Here is a 19,021-nt window from a genome sequence, read left to right as displayed (position 1 = left end):
TGCACCCCTCTCAGTGCGCCACGGCGGCGGCGCCGTGCTCGTCGACCAGCCGGCCCGTCACGAACCTGTCCAGGGTGAACGGGGCGTTGTACTGGTGCGGTTCGTCGTGGGCGATGGTGTGGGCGAACGTCCAACCGACGCCCGGGGTCGCCTTGAACCCGCCCGTCCCCCACCCGCAGTTCAGGTAGACGTTGTCGTACGGCGTCTTGGAGACGATGGGCGAGGCGTCCGGGGTGACGTCCACGATGCCGCCCCAGGTGCGCAGCAGGTGCGCGCGGGCGAAGACGGGGAACAGCTCGACGGCCGCCGCCATCTGCCGCTCGATGATGTGGAACGCACCGCGCTGGCCGTACCCGTTGTAGGAGTCGACCCCGGCCCCCATGACGAGTTCGCCCTTGTGCGCCTGCGAGACGTACACGTGCACGGCGTTCGACATGACGATCGTCGGGTGGACGGGTTCGAGCAGTTCCGACACCAGCGCCTGCAGCGGGTGGGACTGGATCGGCACGCGCAGCCCGAGCTTGTCGGTGAGCACCGACGTGGAACCGGCCGAGGCCAGGGCGACCTGGCCGCAGGCGATGTCGCCCTTGGTGGTGCGGACCCCGACGACGCGGTTGCCCTCGCGGATGAAGTCGGTGACCTCGCAGTCCTGGATGAGGTCGACACCGGCCTCAGAGGCGCGGCGGGCGAAACCCCAGGCCACGTAGTCGTGCTTGGCGATGCCGGCGCGCGGCTGGTACGTCGCCCCCAGGACGGGGTAGCGGATGTCGGTGGAGGTGTTGACGATCGGGCAGATCTTGCGGACCTCGTCCGGTTCGACCCACTCCGCGTCGATCCCGTTGAGCCGGTTCGCCTCGACCCGGCGGACCGAGTCGCGCACGTCCTGCAGCGTGTGCGCGAGGTTGAGGACGCCGCGCTGGCTGAAGAGGATCGGGTAGCCGAGGTCCTCCTCCAGCCCCTCCCACAGCTTCAGGGAGTGCTCGTAGATCCCCGCCGACTCGTCCCACAGGTAGTTCGAGCGGATGAGCGTGGTGTTGCGGGCCATGTTGCCGCCGGCGAGCCAGCCCTTCTCCAGCACCGCGACGTTCGTGATGCCGTGGTTCTGCGCCAGGTAGTGCGCCGTGGCCAGGCCGTGCCCGCCGCCGCCGACGATGACGACGTCGTAGGACTTCTTCGGTTCCGGGGAGCGCCACAGGAAGTCGGGGTGCTCGGGCAGGTCGGCCCCCGGGGTCCGGGGGGACTTCGTCTCCGGTGCCGGGGTGTGCGGCACCGCGTCGTCGGGGTCGGTCGAGAACGCGTCGACGGTGGTCACCGGGACACCTCCTGGGCAGGGTCGGACGGGGCGCCGGACAGGGTCGGGTAGAGCGGGTGCCGGGCGGCGAGCGCCGCGACGCGGTGGCTCAGCTCGGTCAGGGCGTGGGTCCCGGTCTCGGGGCGCAGCGCTGTGGCGATGACGTCGGCGACCTCGGCGAAGTCGTCCTCGTCGAAACCGCGGGCGGCGAGGGCGGGGGTGCCGATGCGGACGCCGGAGCTCACCATCGGCGGCCGCGGGTCGAAGGGGACGGCGTTGCGGTTGACGGTGATGCCGATGTCGTGCAGCCGGTCCTCGGCCTGCTTGCCGTCCAGGGAGGAGTCGCGCAGGTCCACGAGGACGAGGTGGACGTCGGTGCCGCCGCTGACGACCGCGATCCCGGCTTCGCGCGAGTCCGGGGCTGTGAGGCGGTCGGCGAGGATCCTCGCCCCGGCCAGCGTGCGGCGCTGCCGGTCGGCGAAGGCGGGTTCGGCGGCGAGCTTGAACGCGACGGCCTTGGCGGCGATGACGTGCTCGAGCGGTCCGCCCTGCTGGCCGGGGAAGACGGAGGAGTTGAACTTCTTGCCCAGCTCCGCCGTCGCGAGGATGACGCCGCCGCGGGGACCCCCGAGGGTCTTGTGGGTGGTCGAGGTGACGACGTGGGCGTGCGGGACCGGCGAGGGGTGCAACCCGGCGGCGACGAGACCGGCGAAGTGCGCCATGTCGACCATGAGGTAGGCGCCAACCTCGTCGGCGATCTCGCGGAAGCGCGCGAAGTCCAGGTGGCGCGGGTAGGCCGACCAGCCGGCGACGATCAGCTTCGGGCGGTGCTCGCGGGCGAGCCGGGCGACCTCGTCCAGGTCGACGCGGTGGTCGTCCTCGCGGACGTGGTAGGCGGCGACGTCGTAGAGCTTGCCGGAGAAGTTCAGCTTCATGCCGTGCGTGAGGTGGCCGCCGTGGGCGAGGTCGAGCCCGAGGATCCGGTCCCCCGGGGTCAGCAGCGCCGCCATGACGGCGGCGTTGGCCTGGGCGCCGGAGTGCGGCTGGACGTTGGCGTACTCCGCGCCGAACAGGGCCTTGAGCCGGTCGATCGCGAGCTGCTCGATGACGTCGACGTTCTCGCAACCGCCGTAGTAGCGGCGCCCGGGGTAGCCCTCGGCGTACTTGTTGGTGAGGACCGAACCCTGGGCCTCCATGACCGCCAGCGGCGCGAAGTTCTCGCTGGCGATCATCTCCAGGGTGGACTGCTGCCGGTGCAGTTCGGCGTCGACGGCGGCCGCGACCTCGGGGTCGAGGTCGGCGAGGCGTCCGGACAGGACCGGGTCGCCGGCCGGGGCCACGGGCTGTTCGAGCTGCAGGGTCACGCCAACCTCCAGGACTGCGACTGCGCTGACTGGTATATCAGTTGGCTGCACAGTAGGTCGCCGACACCGCGGGGGTCAAGGGGGCCCTCCCGCGGGCACGCGCCCGTGCCGTCAGCGGCGGGGCAGCGGGCGCAGCCGGCGGTCGAGCAGGCGGAACAGGCTCAGCAGCGCCACGGAGAGCAGGACGACGAACCCCACGTTCCGCAGGACGACCGCGTACCCGAGCTCGTCCACGTCGAGGAACGGGTACGGGTACCAGCCGACGACGGCACCCCGGACGAGCGTGCAGACCGTCCACGCGACCGGCCAGACGAAGGCCCACCCGAACGTCCGGCCGTCGACCCGGGGCCGCGGCCCGAACAGGACCCAGCTCAGGACCGCCAGCACGGGCGAGACGTAGTGGAACCCGGCGTTGACCCACCACGCCGCACCCGTCGGGTGGACGTAGGGGGCGAGGACGGCCCCGAAGACGAGACCCGTGACCGCGATGCCCAGGAGCGCGTCGAGGCGCACGACCCGCCAGAGCCGGCCGTCGCGCACCGGGTCCAGGACCAGCGACACGGCCCCGACGAGGACGAGGAGGTTGCTCTGCACGGTGAAGTAGCTGAGGAAGCGGACGAACCGGGTCACGACGGGCACCGCCTCCGCCGCACCGGAGTTCGCGTCGGCGCCCCCGCCCAGGAGGAGGACCACCTGGGTGCACAGGGCGGCGAGCACCACCAGCGCCAGCACGGCGTGGACGGCGCGGGAGGCTCGACGGGTCACCGCGCCATCCTGCCCCGCGCCGGACACCGCCCCGGGGTCCGGGCACGACCACGACGGCGCTGCCGGCGCGGTGCCACGACCGTCAGGACGGTGGCACCGGAGGTCGTCGCGACGCGAGCCGTGGTTGCAGGGGTTGGTGGTTCAGCGGCCCGTTGCGGGCCAGGACGTCGACGTCCTCACCTCCGCCGACGTCGAGGTGCAGGCGACCGGTCCCGGTGGGCCAGGGCGTTCCGCGGTAGCGGACGAAGGTCTCGACCAGGTGGGTTCCGGCCGCCAGCGGGAACGACGCCGTCCGGCCCCACGCCAGGGGGTGTTCCTGAGCGCCGTCCAGGCGCAGGAAGGGGCGGGTGCAGGGGAGCAGGACGATCGCGTTGACCCAGTGCGCCCGGGCCTGGGTCCGCAGGTGCGCTGCGGACGCGCTCCGGCCGGGCTCGGTGGGTGGTGCAGAGGCAGCGCCGCTCACCCTCCCAGCCTGGCACTGCTCGGCGGGGTGGGTGCCCGCGCACCGCGCGGGACGTGCGGGAAGTCGGTGGCTCGCTCCTGCGTCGGTCTGCGAGGTTGTCGAGGTGTCTCCTGCCCCGCGCCGCACGACCGAGCTGCTGGCCGCGGCCCGGGCCGACTCCGTGCTGGTCCGGGTCCACCGCGCCGTGGGCGAGGAGGAGGTGGAGTGGCTCGAGGGCTACGTCGTCGCCCTCGGTCGACGCTGGCTGGTCCTGGCCTGCGTCTCCACCGACGTCTGGCCGACCGGTTGGAGCGCGGTGCGGCTGCGCGACGTCAGCGTCGTCGAACCCCGCGCCAACGCCCGCTTCACCACCGAAGCCCTCCGACGGCGCGATCAGTGGCCCCTGCCGCCCGTCCCGGTCCACCTCGACCTGGACTCCCGTCGCGGGCTGTTGACCAGTCTGGTCGGCAGTGAGGAGATCGTCGCGCTGCACCCGGAACGGCGAGACCCCGACGTCTGCTTCGTCGGCGTCGTGCGGGAGGTGGGCGAGCACTGGGTGGAGCTGCTGGAGGTCACCACCGCTGCGCAGTGGGAGACCGCGACCACCCGGCGTGCGGTGGAGGCCGTCACCCGCATCGACCTCGCCGGCGGCTACGAGAGCGCCCTGAGGTTGGTCGCCGGGCCGGCGCCTCGCTGACGGGCGTCACGAGCTCGGGCCCGCCGCCACCGGTGCCCTCGACAGCGCCGTGTGCGGGTGTTGCGGACAGGTGTCGCCGGCGCGCACGAACCTGCACGGTTGCTGCTAGACCGGAGTGGTGAGAGAGCGACGCCGCGTGGTCGCGTGGTCCTCGACGGGCTTGGTGCTGGCGTTCGTCGTGGCAGTGGCCGGCTGCGGATCCTCCGGGCAGGCGCGGGCCGAGGTGGCCCGGCAGCACACGGCCTCCGAGGCACCGGATGACGTGGTCCGCACCTACCTCGACGCGATCCAGCACGGGGACGAGGACAGCGCCGCGCAGGTCTCGACTCCGGGGTTCGCCGCGCAGGACCGGTGGCAGCACGGGGACGACCCGGGTCTGGAGGACGTGGACGTCTCCTCCACGGTCGTGCCGTACGACACCACGTGGAGCCCGGAGGAGTTGAAGGCCTACGAGCAGGTGGTGTCGGTCCAGGTGACCTTCACCGTGACCGACCCCGGGCAGGGCTTCTCCGCGGGGGAACCTTCGGGGTGGGGGTACGTGCTGGTCCGGCACGACGACCAGGAGCCGTGGCTGATCGCCGAGGCGGGCGACGGCTGACCGATCGGCGGGTGCAGGGCCGTTCGCTCCTCGGTCGAGCGCGACGGCGCGGCCATCGCCGAGACGGCACGATCGGTGGCGTGACCACGCTCACCGACCGCCCCGGTTCCGTCCTCCTCGTCGTCGACGTGCAGCGCGGCGTGATGGCCGCCAGCGTCGACTCCGAGCGGGTGGTCGCCACCATCGCGGTGCTGGTGCAGCGGGCCCGCGCGGCCGGCGTCCCGGTCGTGTGGGTGCAGCACTCCAGCGACGACCTGCCGCTGGGTAGCGAGGCGTGGCGGTACGTGCCCGAGCTCGTCGCCGCCGCGGGCGAGGCGGTCGTGCACAAGACGTACGGCGACTCCTTCGAGGACACCGACCTCGAGGACGTGCTCGCGGCCCGGGGTGCGGGCCGGCTCGTCGTGGCCGGTGCGCAGTCCGACGCGTGCATCCGCTCGACGCTGCACGGCGCCTTCACCCGCGGCTACGACGTGACGCTCGTGACGGACGCGCACACGACCGAGGACCTGTCGGCGTGGGGCGCCCCGCCGCCGCAGCAGGTCGTCGCCCACACGAACCTGTACTGGGGCTTCCAGCGCGCCCCGGGACGAACCGCCGCGGCGGTTCCGAGCGACGAGGTCGACCTGGCGGGAACCCGCGACTGAGGCTCCTCAGCCGCGGGCCTGCAACCGCAACCCCGCCAGCAGGAGGTCCAGGCCCGCGCGGAACTGCTCGCCGTCGTCGTGGGTGGCGAACTCGTCGAGGACGAAGTGGACGAAGGGGAACTCCCGCTCGTCCAGCGCCCGCCACCGCTCGACGTGCTGCGCGAGCTCGCTGTCGCGCTCGGCGCCGAGCGCGGTCGACTGGCGCCCGAGGTCGGCGGCGGTCCCGACGACGTAGCCCAGGACCGCCGAGACGGCCTCGAAGCTGCGCCGGGGCGGCAGCCCCAGCCGCATGACCTGCTGGCCGAAGCGCTCGTACAGGCGCATGCCGTTGGGCTGCTGCTCGGTGTCGCCCAGGAACCGGCCCCCGAGCCAGGGCCGGACGACGACGGCGTCGAAGAAGGCGACGGCGGTGGCTCGCACGTCGTCGAGGGGGTCCTCGGCCCCGGTCCGGTCCTCGGTGGCCGCCAGCACCGAGGCGATCACGTGGTCACCGGCGAGGTCGATGAGCTCGTCCTTGCCCGAGACGTACCAGTAGATGCTGCCGACCCCGCCGCCGAGGCGGGCCGCGAGCGCGCGGAAGGTCAGTGCGGACTCCCCCGCCTCGTCGAGCAGGACGACGGCCTCGCCGACGACGGCCTCCAGGGAGTGCGACGCGCGCTGGCGGGTCCTGCCGGCCGCACGGGCACCGCCGGTGCGTCGGGCTCCCCCGGGTCGGTCTCGTGGGCTGGTCCGCGCATCCGCCATGCGCTCCATCCCACCACACCCTGGACAGCACATCGAACGTCGTTCTATATTACCGAACGTCGTTCGATACTGGGCGGCCGCCACCGAGAGGAGAGACGCCGTGAACCCCACCCCGACGCCTGCACCGACGCCGCGGACCTACACCTCGCTGCGCGCGGCGTGGATCCCGCTGTTCGCGCTGTGCCTGGCCTTCTTCGTCGAGATGGTCGACAACACCCTGCTGACCATCGCGCTGCCGACCATCGGCCGGGACCTCGGCAGCGGCACCACCGCCCTGCAGTGGGTCACCGGCGCCTACTCCCTCACCTTCGGCGGGCTGCTGCTGACCGCGGGCTCGGCCGCCGACCGGTTCGGCCGCAGGCGCGTCCTGCTCATCGGGTTGACCGTGTTCGGCGCGGTGAGCCTGTTCGCCGCGGTCGTGACGACCACCGGCGAACTCATCGCGCTGCGCGCCGGCCTCGGTGTCGCCGCGGCGGCCATGGCGCCGATCACCAACTCCCTGGTGTTCCGCCTCTTCGAGGACGAGGCGCTGCGCATGCGCGCCATGACCGTGATGATCGTCGTCGGCATGAGCGGTTTCGTCCTCGGCCCGCTGCTGGGCGGCACCGCGCTGGCCCACGTCGGCTGGGAGTGGCTGCTCGTCGTCAACGCCCCCATCGCCGTGGTCGCCGTGGTCGGCGTGCGCCTCGGCGTCCCCGCCGACCGCCGCGAGGACCTCACCGACGACGCCCTGGACCTGCCCGGCGCGGCGCTGTCGATCGCGACCATCGGGTTCGCCTGCTACGCCCTCACCAGCGGTGTCGAGCACGGCTGGACCTCGTTCGCCACCACCGGTTCGGTCCTGGGCGCGGTGGTCGCGCTGCTCGCCTTCGTCCGCCACGAGCGCACCACCGCCCAGCCGATGCTCGACCTCGCCCTGTTCCGCGACGGGACCGTCCGCGGCGCCGCCGTGGCGCAGGTCGGCACCTCGATCGCCATGGCCGCGGTGCTGTTCAGCCTGATCCTGCACTTCCAGTTCGCCTACGGCTGGAGCCCGGTGCGCGCCGGGCTGGCGAACCTGCCGCTCATCCTGACGATGATCGCCGCGACACCGGTCTCGGAGGCGCTCGCCCGCCGCTTCGGTCACCGCACCGCCTGCCTCGTCGGCGCCGGGTCGCTGACCGCCGCCCTGGTCGGTCTCGCCGTCGGCGTGGACCACGGTTACCCCGTGATCGCCGTCTGCATGGTGGTGCTCACCGTCGGCCTGCGGACGGTCATGACGATCTGCGCCGTCGCCCTCGTGAGCGCGGCCCCGCAGAACCGCACCTCCCTGGCGGCCTCGCTCAACGACACCGCGCAGGAGGTCGGGACCAGCGTCGGGACCGCGGTCGTCGGAACCCTCATCGCCGCCCTCGTCACGGCCACCCTGCCGGAAGGGACGTGGAGCTCGGAACTCGTGCAGTCGTTCTTCCACGGCGAGCGGATCGCCTTCACCGTGCTCGCGGTCGTCGTGGGCGTCGTCGCGGGGTTCGGCGCCTCGTCGCTGACGGACTCCCGCAGCACCGAGGAACCCGCCGCGGGAGAGCCGGCCGGCTCTCGCGCGTGAGGGGGACCCCGGTGCGCGGACGTCCTGGTCAGCGGCGACGGGCCGCGGGCAGGAGCTCGGCGGCCCCGTAGCTGTCGTCGTCGGGGTTGATCGTGACACCGGGAGCCACGACGGCGTCGATCCGGTCGAGGACGTCGGCCGACAGCGTGACCTCCGCACCGCTCAGCTGGGACTCCAGCTGCTCCATGGTGCGGGGTCCGATGATCGCCGAGGTGACACCCGGGTGGTTGACCACGAAGGCGATCGCCATCTCGATCAGGCTCATCCCCGACGCCTCGGCCAGCCGCGCCAGTTCCTCGACGGCGTCGAGCTTGCGGTGGTTGGCCGGGCTGGACATGTCGAACCGTGCCGGCGGACGGGCCGCCGAGGTCGGCGTGCCGGGCCGGTCCTTGCGCCAGCGCCCGGTCAGCCAGCCCCCCGACAACGGGGAGTAGGTCAACGTCCCCATCCCGTACCGCTGGGTCGTCGGCAGCACGTCCGCCTCGATGCCCCGGGTGAGGATCGAGTACGGCGGTTGCTCGGTGACGAACCGTTCCAGGTGCCGCTCCCGCGAGGCCCACTGGGCCTCGACGATCTGGGAACCGGAGTAGGACGAGGACCCGATGTAGCGGACCTTGCCCTGGTGCACGAGGTCGCTGAGGGCGCCGAGGGTCTCCTCGACGTCGGTGTGGGGGCTGGGTCGGTGCACCTGGTACAGGTCCAGGTGGTCGGTGCCCAGCCGGCGCAGGGAGTTCTCGACCTCCCGGACGATCCAGCGGCGCGAACCGCCGCGCTGGTTGGCGTCGTCCTCGTCCATCGGCATGAAGAACTTCGTGGCCAGCACGACGTCCTCGCGCCGGCCGGCCAGGGCCTTGCCGACGATCTCCTCGCTCACGCCGGCGGAGTACACGTCGGCGGTGTCGACGACGTTGATGCCGGCGTCCAGCGCGCGGTGGATGATGCGGATCGAGTCGGCCTCGTCGGCGTTGCCCCAGGGGCCGAACATCATCGTGCCCAGGGCCAGGGGGCTGACGGACACTCCGGTGCGTCCGAGGAGTCGTCGCTGCACGAGCGGTCCTTCCGGTGGAGGGGGTCGGGCGGGTCGAAGGGCCGGGCGGGCCGGCCGGCACGTGCGCGCGGTCCTCAGCGAGCGCCGTACTCCTCGTCGCTGACGTGGTCCAGCCAGGTCACGACCTGGCCGTTCTCGTCGGCCTCCTGGATGGCGACGTGGGCCATGAACCGGTCGGCGGTGGCGCCGTGCCAGTGCTCCTCGCCCGGCTCGACGTAGACCACGTCACCGGGGCGGATCTCCTGGACCTCCCCTCCCCGGCGGGCGACCAGTCCGACGCCGTCGGTGACGTAGAGGGTCTGGCCCTTGGGGTGGTGGTGCCAGGCGGTCCGCGCACCGGGGGCGAAGCGGACGTGGGCGCAGCCCACGGCCGACTGGTCGTCGGGGGTGCGGACGCCGTCGATGAAGACGGTCCCGGTGAAGGTCTGCGCCGGGCCGGGAACCGTCGACGAGGTGGTGCTCCGGGTGTGCTTCACGGTTCTCCTCGGGTCGTCTCGTGGTGGGGGGACTGCGCTGCGGTGACGGGGGTCGTCGTCGACGAGGACGTCACCGCAGGCTGCTGACCTTCACCAGAGCCTTGATCGCCCGGCGTTCGTCCATCGCGGCGTAGGCCTCGGCGATGGAGTCCAGGTCGGTGGTCAGGTCGAACACCTTGCCCGGGTTGATCGACCCGTCGAGGACCTGCCGGAGCAGGTCGGGCTGGTAGGCGCGGGCCGGGGCGGGGCCACCGCGCATGCCGACGTTGCGGTAGAAGGTCCCCTCGGCGTCCACCTCGGCGTCGTGGGGCACGCCCACGCGCCCGACGACGGCACCGGCGGCGGCGACGGCGAAGGCGGTCTCGGTGGACTCCTTCGTGCCGACGCACTCCAGCACCGCGTCCGCGCCGAAGCCTCCGGTCAGCGCCTGCAGCTGCTCGACCGCTTCGGAGCCGCGGACGGTGATGACGTCGGTGGCGCCGTACTCACGGGCCAGGACGTGGCGGGACTCGGTCGTGCTGCCCAGCACGACGATGCGCGCCGCGCCGAGCAGCTTCGCGGCCAGGACACCGGACAGGCCGACGGCGCCGTCACCCACGACCGCGACGGTCATGCCCTCGGTCACGCCCGCCGACACCGCGGCGTGGTAGCCGGTGGCCATGACATCGGTCAGGGCCAGCAGCGAGGCCATGGTCTCGTCGGAGAACTCCTCCCCCGACGCGGGGGCGGGGACGGTGACCAGGGTGCCGTCGGCGTGGGGGACGCGGACGAACTCGGCCTGACCACCGTCGCCGTCGCCGCCCTGGCCGAAGAACCCGCCGTGCACGCAGGCGGTCTGGACGCCGTGCCGGCAGTTGCGGCAGGTGCCGTCGGACCAGGAGAACGGCGCGATGACGAAGTCACCGACCTGCAGGTCGCCGACCGCGCTGCCGACCTCGTCCACGACGCCGATGAACTCGTGGCCGACGCCGCCGTGGGGCAGGTCGGAGATGCCGCGGTAGAACCACAGGTCCGACCCGCACACGCAGGCCAGCACCACGCGCACGACGGCGTCGGTGGGCTCGGTGACGGTCGGCTTGGGCCGCTCCTCGACGGCGATGGTGCCCTTGCCCTTGAAGATGGCTGCCTTCATGGTTCGTTCTCCTCGCAGGTGCTGGTGAGGCCCGCTCCACGGAGCGGGCTGGGGGTGGGTGCGGTGGTGCTCGCAGCCTCAGGCCGTGAGCGGTGTGATCCGCAGGGTCGCGGCCCGGGCCGCCGGGGCGACCATGGGGCCGAGGTAGGTGGTGCCGAACCGGGCGTACTTGGCCCGGTAGGCCGCGTCGACGGCGTCCTGGTCGACCACGGTCGCCGCCTCGCCCGGGACCTCGCCGGGGACCTCGACCGTGACGTCGTGCTCGCGGTGGCCCCGCACGCGCACGCGGGTGGGTTCGCCGCCACGGGCGCGGCGGTACCAGGCGCCCGCCTGCCCCCGGTAGGAGCGGACGTAGAGGTCGTCACCGGTGCGCACCGACCAGATCGGGGTCCACCGGCGCGCCGACCCGTCGGGCCGCAGCGTGGTGATCTCGATCTCGTCGGCACCGCCGAGGGTGTCGAGGTCGTCGGGGGTCCAGTTCGTCATCGTGCCTCCTGGGGACGGGCGGCTGCGGTCGTGCGCAGCCGCAGGGCGGCGACGGCGGCCAGGGCCACGACGGCGGCGGCGATCAGCAGGCTGTCGCGCAGGCCGGCCATGAAGCCGCCCGAACCGGCGAGCAGGCCGCCGTACACGGCGATCGCCAGCGCGCCACCGACCTGGCGGCTGGTGTTGAAGACGCCGCTGGCCGTTCCGGCGCTGTGACCGGCGACGTTGTTGAGCAGCACCGCCGTGGTGGGCGGCATGACCAGCGGCCCACCCAGACCGATCAGCACCAGCAGCGCCGAGGGCACCGCGAGGGGGACCGAGGCGGGGAGCAGGGCCAGGGCCACGGCGCCGAGGGCCATGACCAGCAGCCCCGCGGTGATGGGCAGGCGGTGTCCCGTGCGCTCGACGATGCGGGCCGAGACCGGGGTGAGCACCAGCCCGATCAGCATCATGGGCAGGAACAGGGCCCCGGCAGCCAGGGGCGACAGGCCGCGTTGCTGCTGGAAGTACAGGCTGAACACGAAGGGCAGGCCGTAGTAGGCGACCATGAAGGCGAACCCGATCACCGCCGAGACGGCCACCGCGGGGGTGCGCAGCAACGGCAGCGGCACCATCGGGTGCCGTCCCCGGGCCTGGGCGGTGAGGAAGACCACCAGCCCCAGCGCCGCCGCCGCGAAGGCCGCGAGCACCTGCGGTGCCGTGAAGCCCCGTGCGCCGGCCTCGATGGCGCCGTAGGTCAGGGCTCCCATCGCCACCAGCGCGGAGACCTGACCGGTCCCGTCGAGGGGAGCCGGACGTCGCGGGGAGGGGGCGACCCGGACCAGCAGGACGAGAGCGGCGAGACCGACGGGGAGGTTGATCCAGAAGATGAGGCGCCAGCTCACCTCGGTGAGCAGGCCGCCGAGCACCGGGCCGGTGGAAGAGGCCACCGCCCCGCCCATCGCCCACACCCCCACCGCGCGGGCGCGCCGGACCGGGTTCGCGTGGGCCTGGCCGATCAACGCCATGGAGGCCGGCATCATGACCGCCGCCGCGGCACCCTGCACGAACCGGGCCGCCACCAGGAGGTCGAGGCCCGGCGCCAGGCCGCAGGCCAGGGAGGCGACGACGAACAGGCAGAGCCCGAGGGTGAAGACCCGGCGGGCGCCGAAGCGGTCGGCGGCGGAACCGGCGCTCAGCAGCAGGGCGGCGAACATCAACGCGTAACCGTCGACCACCCACTGCAGGCCCGTGATGGCGCTGCCGAACTCCTGACGGATCGTCGGCAGCGCCACGTTGACCACGACGGCGTCGAGCGTCACGACGAAGAAGCCGAGGACGGCCACCGCGGTCGTCGCGGTCGTCGCCGTCGGCGCGGCCTGGCCGGTGGGCCGGGGCGCCACGGGGCGCCGGTGGTCGGTGGGAGTCACCGCTCGTCCTCACCCTCCCCCTGGTCGACACCTGCCGCGGACGCCTCACGTCCGCTCCGACGACGCTACCACCAGAAACGGATACGTCGCATCCGCTTCCGCCGCTACGATGGGGCCATGGCAGACCGGCCGGACCGCCCCGAGCTCAGGAGCGACGCCGCTCGCAACCGCGAACGGCTCCTGAGGGCCGCCGGCGAGCTGTTCGCCCAGCACGGCTTCGACGTCACGCTCAACGACATCGCCCACCACGCCGGCGTCGGCGTCGGCACCGCCTACCGGCGCTTCGCCAACAAGGAGGAGGTCATCGACGCCCTCTTCGAAGAGCGGATGCGCGACGTCGCCGACGTCGCCGAAGCAGCCCTGGCCGAGCCAGACGCCTGGGAGGGCCTCCTCACCTTCATCACCCGGGCCCTGCACATGCAGTTCGGGGACCGCGGGCTCAACGAGATCATGAACAACCCGGCGATGGGTGACGCACGGGTCGCCGAGGTCCGGGACCGCATCGCGCCGATGGTCACCGCCCTGGTCGAGCGGGCCAGGCACCAGGGCGTCGTCCGCCCCGACTTCGACCAGTCCGACATCATCTTCCTCCAGGTGGCCCTGTCGGCGATCATGGAACGCACCCGGTCCGTGTCCCCCGACCTCTACCGCAGGTACCTCGCGATGTTCCTCGACGGGGTGAGCACCCGCCGCGACACCTTCACCCCCCTGCCCGTCGCGCCGCTGACCGCGGGCCTGACCCACGACGCCGTGACGACACCCCGTCGATCCTCCCGGGCGGGAGACCGGCACCGGTGACGGCCGCGCGGGACGTCCCCGTGGTCGTCCGCCCCGAGGAACCCCGCGACCACGCCGCCGTGGCCGCCGTCCACCGCGTCGCGTTCGGGCAGGAGGGCGGGACCGTCGCCGCCGTCGTCGAGGGGTTGCGGCCGGGGCGGCCGGAGTCCCTCGTCGCGGAGGTCGACGGGACCGTGGTCGGGCACGTGATGGCGGGCCGGAACCTCCTCGACGCCCCGGCGCGGCTCGTCGACGTCGGGGTGCTGTCGCCGCTGGGCGTCCTGCCGCCGTTCCAGGGACGGGGCATCGGGACGGCCCTCGTCGCGGCGGCGCGGGCCGCGGCCACGACGCGCGGGTGGCCGGCGCTGTTCCTCGAGGGGGACCCGGCCTTCTACGCGGGCAGGGGTTTCCGGGCGGCCGGGGAGCTGGGGTTCCGCCGTCCCTCGCTGCGCATCCCGCCCGCGGGCTTCCAGGTCGTCCTCCTGGACGGGTGGGAGGACTGGATGACGGGCACCCTCGTCTACGACCGGGTGTTCTGGGACCTGGACGCGGTCGGCCTGCGCTGAGGCGGGCGGGGGACGTCAGGCGCTGCGGGTCGCGCGGTCGCGCTTCTCCGCGTACATCGCCGCGTCCGCCTCGGACAGCAGCGCGTCGGGGTCGCGGGGTTCGGCGGCCACCGCGACCCCCGCGCTGGCGCCGACGGACACGACCGTCCCGTCGCGCAGGACGACGTCCTGCGCGAGGTCGTGCCGCAACCCGGCGGCCGCGGCGGCCGCCTGCGCCGCGTCGGTCAGGCCCGTGAGGACGAGCACGAACTCGTCGCCCCCGGTGCGGGCGACGACGTCGGAACCGCACCGGCCGCGGGACAGCCTGGAGGCGACGACCGTGAGGAGCTCGTCGCCGGCCCCGTGGCCGTGGTCGTCGTTGACGGCCTTGAACCCGTCGAGGTCGACGTACAGCACCGCGGTCATCGACTCCGCGGTGGCGGCGGCCGCCGCCCGGCGCAGCGGTTCCTCCAGCCCCCACCGGCCGAGCAGACCGGTGAGGGGGTCGTGCGCGGCGGCCCGTTCCAGGACGGCCACGTGCTCGCGGCGTTCGGCCTCGAGCGCGTCCGCGGTGGCCCGTGCGCGCCGGGAGAACTCGGCGACGTTGGCCAGGACGGGGACGAAGAAGCTGAGCAGGGCGGTCCCGATGAGCAGCCCCGGCAGGAGGCCCACGACGCCGTCGACCCAGCCGAGGGCCTGGGCGCCGAAGGCGAGGCCGGAGCTGCCGAGGACGCACGCGACGGTCTCCAGCACCCGTCGCCACGTCGGCACCGTCAGGACGCCGTAGACCCCGGCCGTGGCGCAGGCCCCGGGCACGACGACACCGAGCCCGAGGGCGGCGAGGACCACGCCGATGAGGAGGCAGGAGACCAGCAGCGGCCACGGCCCCCAGGAGCTCGCACCCCGGGGGTCGGCGTGGACGCGCATCCGCGGGGCGCCCTGGACGCCGAGCAGGAACCCGCCGGCGACGGCGGGCGCGAGGTGGACGTCCAGCCCGGCCCACCGGGCGAACAGGCCCAGCCCGGCGATGACGAGGGCGACGCCGGGGGGCCACGCGACGTCGGCCCGCCACCCCGCGGCCCGTCGTGCCGCCACCGGTCCCTCCCCCTCCACCCACCCCGTCGGTGGTCCCGCTCCCATCATCGGTGCTCCCCGCGCAGCCGTGCAGGCGAACGGGCCGGCACGTCGGGTCAGGCCGCCGACAGGCGGTCCCGGCCGGTCCGCTTCGCGACGTAGAGGGCGGCGTCGGCACTGGCGTAGAGGTCCTCGGCCCGCGTGGCCGTCGGGGACAGCGACGCCAGCCCGGCGCTGATCGACAGCGGCACGAGGGTTCCGTCCGGCAGCCGCAGGGGCGTGGCCCGCACGACGTCGACGAACTGCTGGGACCGGCAGGCCGCGGTCTCGCGCGGGCAGTCGAGCATGAGGACGGCCAGCTCGTCCCCGCCCATGCGCGCCACCAGGTCGCCCTCCCGGCAGCGCCCGGTCAGCAGCGACGCGACGTGGGTGAGGGCGGCGTCACCGCCGAGGTGCCCGTAGGTGTCGTTGATGGTCTTGAAGCGGTCGAGGTCGATGATGACGAGGGAGGCCTCGCCCGCCCGGCGCTCGACGGCCCGCGCGGTCGCCCGGTCCAGCACCCGCCGCGTCCACAGCCCCGTCAGGGGGTCGATGCTCGCCTGCTGCCGCAGCTGTTCCACGAGCCGTTCCTGCACGGCGCCCGACCGGTTCAGGACACCGCTGACGAGCAGGAGCAGGACCGTGAGGTAGGCGAAGTCCGTGACGGCCCGCTGCGGTTCCAGGAGCGTCCAGACGACGACCCCCTCCCCCGCGATCGTCGCGGCCGTCACGAGCGCGGCCCCGCCGACGCGCAGCTGGGCCGCGGCCCAGACGACGGGGACGATGAAGAAGACCTGCCCGGTGACGGAGGCGTCACGGGTGACGAGGTCGAGCCAGACGATGGCCAGGACGCCGGCCAGGGGCGCCAGGACGATGAGCGGGCCCACCCGGTCCACGCGCCGGCGCAGCAGCACCACCGACAGGGCGGTGAGGGCGGCGGCGGCGCACAGCTCCGGGACGGGCACCCCGCCGGAGCCGGCGGCCCCGGTGACGACGTTCGTGAGGATCGTGACCACGAGGGCGACGGCGGCCCACGTCCGGGCCGACCGCGGGTTGCGCGCGCTCAGCGAGTCCAGCAGGCGACGACGACGCGGAGCACGGAACGCGCGGTCCGTCCGTCGGGTGGTTCCCTGCACACCCCCGTATCGACCGCTCCCGCGCCGGCTTGACCGCCGGCGCCCCACGACAACCCGGTCGGCGCAAGGGTCGCCCCCCTGCAACCGTCCGCCGGGGGGCCGGTCCCGCGGAAGAGCGCGCCGACGGCGGGGGTTGTGCCGGGCATGAGCACCCGTGAGCACCGCGAACCCGGACCGGCCCACCCGATCACCGTGACGCCGACCGAGGGGGAGGTCGTCGTGCGCGTCGCGGGCACCGTCGTCGCCCGCACGACGTCGGCCCTGACGCTGGCCGAGGCCGGTCACCCGGCGGTCCAGTACGTCCCGCTCGACGACGTCGACCCGGACGTGCTGCGGCCCAGCGACACCCGCACGTGGTGCCCCTACAAGGGCGAGGCGTCGTACTGGTCGGTCAGCGCGGGCGGCACCGACCTGCCGGACGGCGTCTGGGGGTACCCGGACGCCTCCCCGGCCGTGGCGCGCATCGCCGGGCACGTGGCGTTCTCCCCCGACCGGGTGTCGGTCACCGTCGGGTGATCGTCAGCCGTCGTGGGCCTCGCGCCCGTCGGCCTCGTCGCTGCGCTCGCCCTCACCGCTGGTGAGGTGGTGCGCGGCGACGACCAGGGGGAAGTGGCTGAAGGCCTGCGGGAAGTTCCCCAGCTGCCGGCGCGAGACCGGGTCGTACTCCTCGGCGAGCAGACCCACGTCGTTGCGCAGCGACAGGAGCCGGTCGAACAGGGCGCGCGCCTCGTCGGTCCGGCCGATCCCGTGCAGCGCGTCGACCATCCAGAACGAGCACGCGAGGAACACGCCCTCCGACCCCGGCAGCCCGTCGGAGGACTCCTCGGTCCGGTACCGCAGGACGAAGCCGTCCTCGGTGAGGTCGCGCTGCACGGCCTCGACCGTCGCGACGACGCGCGGGTCGTCGAACGGGAGGAACCCGACGCGCGGGATGAGCAGCAGGCTGGCGTCGAGGTTGTCGGAGCCGTAGCTCTGGGTGAAGGTCCCGGTCGTCGGTGAGACGCCGTTGGCCAGGACGTCGGCGCGGATCTCCTCGCGCACCCGGCGCCAGCGCTGGACGGGACCGGGCAGCCCGAACTCCTCGACGCTGCGCACCATGCGGTCGGCCGCGACCCAGGCCATCACCTTGGAGTGGGTGAAGTGGCGGCGGTCCCCGCGCATCTCCCAGAGGCCGTTGTCCGGTTCCTGCCAGCGCGCCTCGAGGTGGTGCATGAGCGCCTTCTGCAGGTTCCAGGAGTCGTCCTGCCGCTCCAGCCCCGCCTGACGGGCCAGGAAGAGGCTGTCGAGGACCTCACCCCAGACGTCGAGCTGGAGCTGACCGGCGGCCTCGTTGCCGATGCGCACCGGGGAGGACCCCTCGTACCCCTTCAGCCACGGCAGTTCCATCTCCGGCAGCCGCCGGGTGCCGTCGAGGGCGTACATGATCTGCAGGTCACCCGGGTCGCCCGCGACGGTGCGCAGCAGCCACTCCCGCCACGCCTCGGCCTCCTCGAGGTGGCCGGACAGCAGCATCGCCTGGAGCGTGTAGGTGGCGTCCCGCAGCCAGCAGTACCGGTAGTCCCAGTTGCGGGTGCCGCCGAGCTCCTCCGGCAGCGAGGTCGTCACGGCGGCGACGATCCCGCCCGTGGGGGCGTACGTCATCGCCTTCAGGACGACGAGGGACCGGGTGACGGCCTCCTCCCAGCGGCCCTCGACCGTCTCGGTGCGGTTCCAGTCCGACCAGAACGCCAGGGTGTCCTCGAGGGCGTGGAAGGGGTCGGGCCGGTGCGGGACCTTCTCGTGGCTGCGACCCCACGTCAGGACGAAGGGGACGCGCTCGCCCTCGCGGACGACGAAGTCGGAGACCGAGCTGAGGTCGCGGCCCTCGACGGGGGCCGTGGTCCAGAACCAGACGGAGTCGGGGCCGGCGACGGCCTCCAGCTCGTCCCCGCGGCGGCGCACCCACGGCACGATCGAGCCGTAGTCGAAGCGGAGGGTGAGCTCGGACGTCATGCGGACCTCGCCCTCGAGGCCCTCGACGATGCGGACGACGTCGGGGTGGTTGCCGCGCTGCGGCATGAAGTCGGTGACGCGGACGGTGCCGTCGGGGGTGTCCCACTCGGTCTCCAGCACGAGGGACCGGTCGCGGTAGCGGCGCCGGGTGCTGCGGGCGCCGCCGCTGGGCCCGAGCCGCCAGCGCCCGGCGTCCGGGGTGTCGAGCAGGGCCGCGAAGCACGCGGGTGAGTCGAAGCGGGGGAAGCACAGCCAGTCGATCGACCCCGTGCGGTCGACGAGGGCCGCGGTGTGGAGGTCACCGATGAGCGCGTAGTCCTCGATCTTGGCCACGACCACATCTTCCCCCGCCCGGGGAGCGCTCGTGACCCGACGGGCCCCGCGTGTCAGCGCAGGTGGCCCTCCGAGACCGAGCGCAGGTGGCCGGTGGACAGGGACCGCAGGTGGCCGGTGGTGACCTGGCCCTTCACGACGGAGGTCTTGACGGAGGTCTTGACGGGGGCCTTGACGGAGATCTTGACGGCGGCCGACGCGGCCGGGGCCGAGGCGGCTCCGCCCAGGAGCAGCGCACCCGAGACGAGGACGGCGGCGAGCGAGCGGTGCTTGGTCACGGTGAGGCTCCTTCTCGTTGCTGCGTCGAGACGGTGCGTCACCGACACTCCAGGCATCGGTCCGCATTCCAGCACGCTTGAGCCGCGAATGGGTAGTCTAGATGCTACTCAGAGTAATCATCTAGAGCGTGTGAGCGATCCGGCCGAGAGCTTCCGGAGGGGGCTC

The 19,021-nt window shown here is 73.4% G+C and carries 21 protein-coding genes; 7 read left to right on the top strand and 14 right to left on the bottom strand.

Annotation, left to right across the window (positions count from 1 at the left end):
• Window positions 1–10: 10 nt before the first annotated feature.
• The 4 genes from AB2L28_RS14820 to AB2L28_RS14805 form a co-directional block, all read right to left on the bottom strand.
• Window positions 11–1,270, bottom strand: coding sequence for a sarcosine oxidase subunit beta family protein (locus tag AB2L28_RS14820; protein ID WP_370719781.1), 1,260 nt, complete (start codon window positions 1,268–1,270; stop codon window positions 11–13).
• A 38-nt stretch (window positions 1,271–1,308) separates the two neighbouring features.
• A complete protein-coding gene (gene glyA / locus AB2L28_RS14815; protein ID WP_370719780.1) occupies window positions 1,309–2,649 on the bottom strand; it encodes a serine hydroxymethyltransferase in 1,341 nt (446 codons plus the stop codon).
• A gap of 117 nt (window positions 2,650–2,766) precedes the next feature.
• Window positions 2,767–3,420: a Pr6Pr family membrane protein gene (locus AB2L28_RS14810; protein WP_370719745.1), complete on the bottom strand. Its 654-nt coding sequence runs from the start codon at window positions 3,418–3,420 to the stop codon at window positions 2,767–2,769.
• Between the two features lie 82 nt (window positions 3,421–3,502).
• Window positions 3,503–3,883, bottom strand: coding sequence for a hypothetical protein (locus tag AB2L28_RS14805; protein ID WP_370719744.1), 381 nt, complete (start codon window positions 3,881–3,883; stop codon window positions 3,503–3,505).
• A 103-nt stretch (window positions 3,884–3,986) separates the two neighbouring features.
• On the opposite strand from AB2L28_RS14805, the gene AB2L28_RS14800 reads away from it, so the two are divergent.
• The 3 genes from AB2L28_RS14800 (at window position 3,987) to AB2L28_RS14790 (ending at window position 5,801) form a co-directional block, all read left to right on the top strand.
• Window positions 3,987–4,559 carry a hypothetical protein gene (locus AB2L28_RS14800; protein ID WP_370719743.1) on the top strand — a complete coding sequence of 191 codons (573 nt, stop codon included), beginning with the start codon at window positions 3,987–3,989 and terminating at the stop codon, window positions 4,557–4,559.
• Window positions 4,560–4,677: 118 nt separating this feature from the next.
• Window positions 4,678–5,157 carry a hypothetical protein gene (locus tag AB2L28_RS14795; protein WP_370719742.1) on the top strand — a complete coding sequence of 160 codons (480 nt, stop codon included), beginning with the start codon at window positions 4,678–4,680 and terminating at the stop codon, window positions 5,155–5,157.
• 80 nt (window positions 5,158–5,237) lie between these two features.
• The gene (locus AB2L28_RS14790; RefSeq protein ID WP_370719741.1) at window positions 5,238–5,801 is read left to right on the top strand and encodes an isochorismatase family protein; all 564 of its coding nucleotides are present in this window, start codon (window positions 5,238–5,240) and stop codon (window positions 5,799–5,801) included.
• 6 nt (window positions 5,802–5,807) lie between these two features.
• Here AB2L28_RS14790 and AB2L28_RS14785 read toward each other — a convergent pair whose 3' ends face one another.
• A complete protein-coding gene (locus AB2L28_RS14785; RefSeq protein ID WP_370719740.1) occupies window positions 5,808–6,545 on the bottom strand; it encodes a TetR/AcrR family transcriptional regulator in 738 nt (245 codons plus the stop codon).
• A gap of 100 nt (window positions 6,546–6,645) precedes the next feature.
• Here AB2L28_RS14785 and AB2L28_RS14780 point away from each other — a divergent pair, with 100 nt between their 5' ends.
• Complete coding sequence (locus tag AB2L28_RS14780) at window positions 6,646–8,130, top strand: MFS transporter (protein ID WP_370719739.1); 1,485 nt, start codon at window positions 6,646–6,648, stop codon at window positions 8,128–8,130.
• A 28-nt stretch (window positions 8,131–8,158) separates the two neighbouring features.
• Here the strand turns inward: AB2L28_RS14780 and AB2L28_RS14775 are convergent, their stop codons facing one another.
• The 5 genes from AB2L28_RS14775 to AB2L28_RS14755 form a co-directional block, all read right to left on the bottom strand.
• Window positions 8,159–9,178, bottom strand: coding sequence for an aldo/keto reductase (locus AB2L28_RS14775; RefSeq protein ID WP_370719738.1), 1,020 nt, complete (start codon window positions 9,176–9,178; stop codon window positions 8,159–8,161).
• A 74-nt stretch (window positions 9,179–9,252) separates the two neighbouring features.
• The gene (locus AB2L28_RS14770; protein WP_370719737.1) at window positions 9,253–9,654 is read right to left on the bottom strand and encodes a (R)-mandelonitrile lyase; all 402 of its coding nucleotides are present in this window, start codon (window positions 9,652–9,654) and stop codon (window positions 9,253–9,255) included.
• Window positions 9,655–9,724: 70 nt separating this feature from the next.
• A complete protein-coding gene (locus AB2L28_RS14765) occupies window positions 9,725–10,786 on the bottom strand; it encodes an alcohol dehydrogenase catalytic domain-containing protein (RefSeq protein WP_370719736.1) in 1,062 nt (353 codons plus the stop codon).
• A 78-nt stretch (window positions 10,787–10,864) separates the two neighbouring features.
• A complete protein-coding gene (locus tag AB2L28_RS14760; RefSeq protein ID WP_370719735.1) occupies window positions 10,865–11,272 on the bottom strand; it encodes a DUF2255 family protein in 408 nt (135 codons plus the stop codon).
• On the bottom strand, window positions 11,269–12,681 hold the full coding sequence (locus AB2L28_RS14755) for an MFS transporter (protein WP_370719734.1): 1,413 nt from the start codon (window positions 12,679–12,681) through the stop codon (window positions 11,269–11,271). The genes AB2L28_RS14760 and AB2L28_RS14755 overlap by 4 nt, the downstream gene beginning before the upstream one ends.
• A gap of 117 nt (window positions 12,682–12,798) precedes the next feature.
• On the opposite strand from AB2L28_RS14755, the gene AB2L28_RS14750 reads away from it, so the two are divergent.
• Entirely contained in the window at window positions 12,799–13,479 is a 681-nt protein-coding gene (locus AB2L28_RS14750) for a TetR/AcrR family transcriptional regulator (RefSeq protein ID WP_370719733.1), read from the top strand.
• On the top strand, window positions 13,476–14,024 hold the full coding sequence (locus tag AB2L28_RS14745) for a GNAT family N-acetyltransferase (RefSeq protein WP_370719732.1): 549 nt from the start codon (window positions 13,476–13,478) through the stop codon (window positions 14,022–14,024). The genes AB2L28_RS14750 and AB2L28_RS14745 overlap by 4 nt, the downstream gene beginning before the upstream one ends.
• Before the next feature lie 15 nt (window positions 14,025–14,039).
• Here the strand turns inward: AB2L28_RS14745 and AB2L28_RS14740 are convergent, their stop codons facing one another.
• Both AB2L28_RS14740 and AB2L28_RS14735 read right to left on the bottom strand, forming a co-directional pair.
• Window positions 14,040–15,098 (bottom strand): GGDEF domain-containing protein, encoded by a 1,059-nt coding sequence (locus AB2L28_RS14740; protein ID WP_370719731.1) that lies wholly within the window; start codon window positions 15,096–15,098, stop codon window positions 14,040–14,042.
• Window positions 15,099–15,193: 95 nt separating this feature from the next.
• Window positions 15,194–16,252 (bottom strand): GGDEF domain-containing protein, encoded by a 1,059-nt coding sequence (locus AB2L28_RS14735; protein WP_370719730.1) that lies wholly within the window; start codon window positions 16,250–16,252, stop codon window positions 15,194–15,196.
• 144 nt (window positions 16,253–16,396) lie between these two features.
• Between AB2L28_RS14735 and AB2L28_RS14730 the strand changes: the two genes are divergently transcribed.
• Window positions 16,397–16,768 carry a DUF427 domain-containing protein gene (locus AB2L28_RS14730; RefSeq protein ID WP_370719729.1) on the top strand — a complete coding sequence of 124 codons (372 nt, stop codon included), beginning with the start codon at window positions 16,397–16,399 and terminating at the stop codon, window positions 16,766–16,768.
• A gap of 3 nt (window positions 16,769–16,771) precedes the next feature.
• On the opposite strand, the gene AB2L28_RS14725 is transcribed toward AB2L28_RS14730, so the two are convergent.
• Together AB2L28_RS14725 and AB2L28_RS14720 are read right to left on the bottom strand one after the other, a co-directional pair.
• Window positions 16,772–18,577 carry a glycoside hydrolase family 15 protein gene (locus AB2L28_RS14725; RefSeq protein WP_370719728.1) on the bottom strand — a complete coding sequence of 602 codons (1,806 nt, stop codon included), beginning with the start codon at window positions 18,575–18,577 and terminating at the stop codon, window positions 16,772–16,774.
• A 53-nt stretch (window positions 18,578–18,630) separates the two neighbouring features.
• Window positions 18,631–18,855: a hypothetical protein gene (locus tag AB2L28_RS14720; RefSeq protein WP_370719727.1), complete on the bottom strand. Its 225-nt coding sequence runs from the start codon at window positions 18,853–18,855 to the stop codon at window positions 18,631–18,633.
• Window positions 18,856–19,021: the final 166 nt, after the last annotated feature.

This window comes from Kineococcus mangrovi, assembly GCF_041320705.1.
GTDB classification, from domain to species: Bacteria; Actinomycetota; Actinomycetes; order Actinomycetales; family Kineococcaceae; genus Kineococcus; species Kineococcus mangrovi.
The sequence above is the reverse complement of the archived record's forward strand: the minus strand, read 5'-3'. Positions and strand labels throughout refer to the sequence as shown.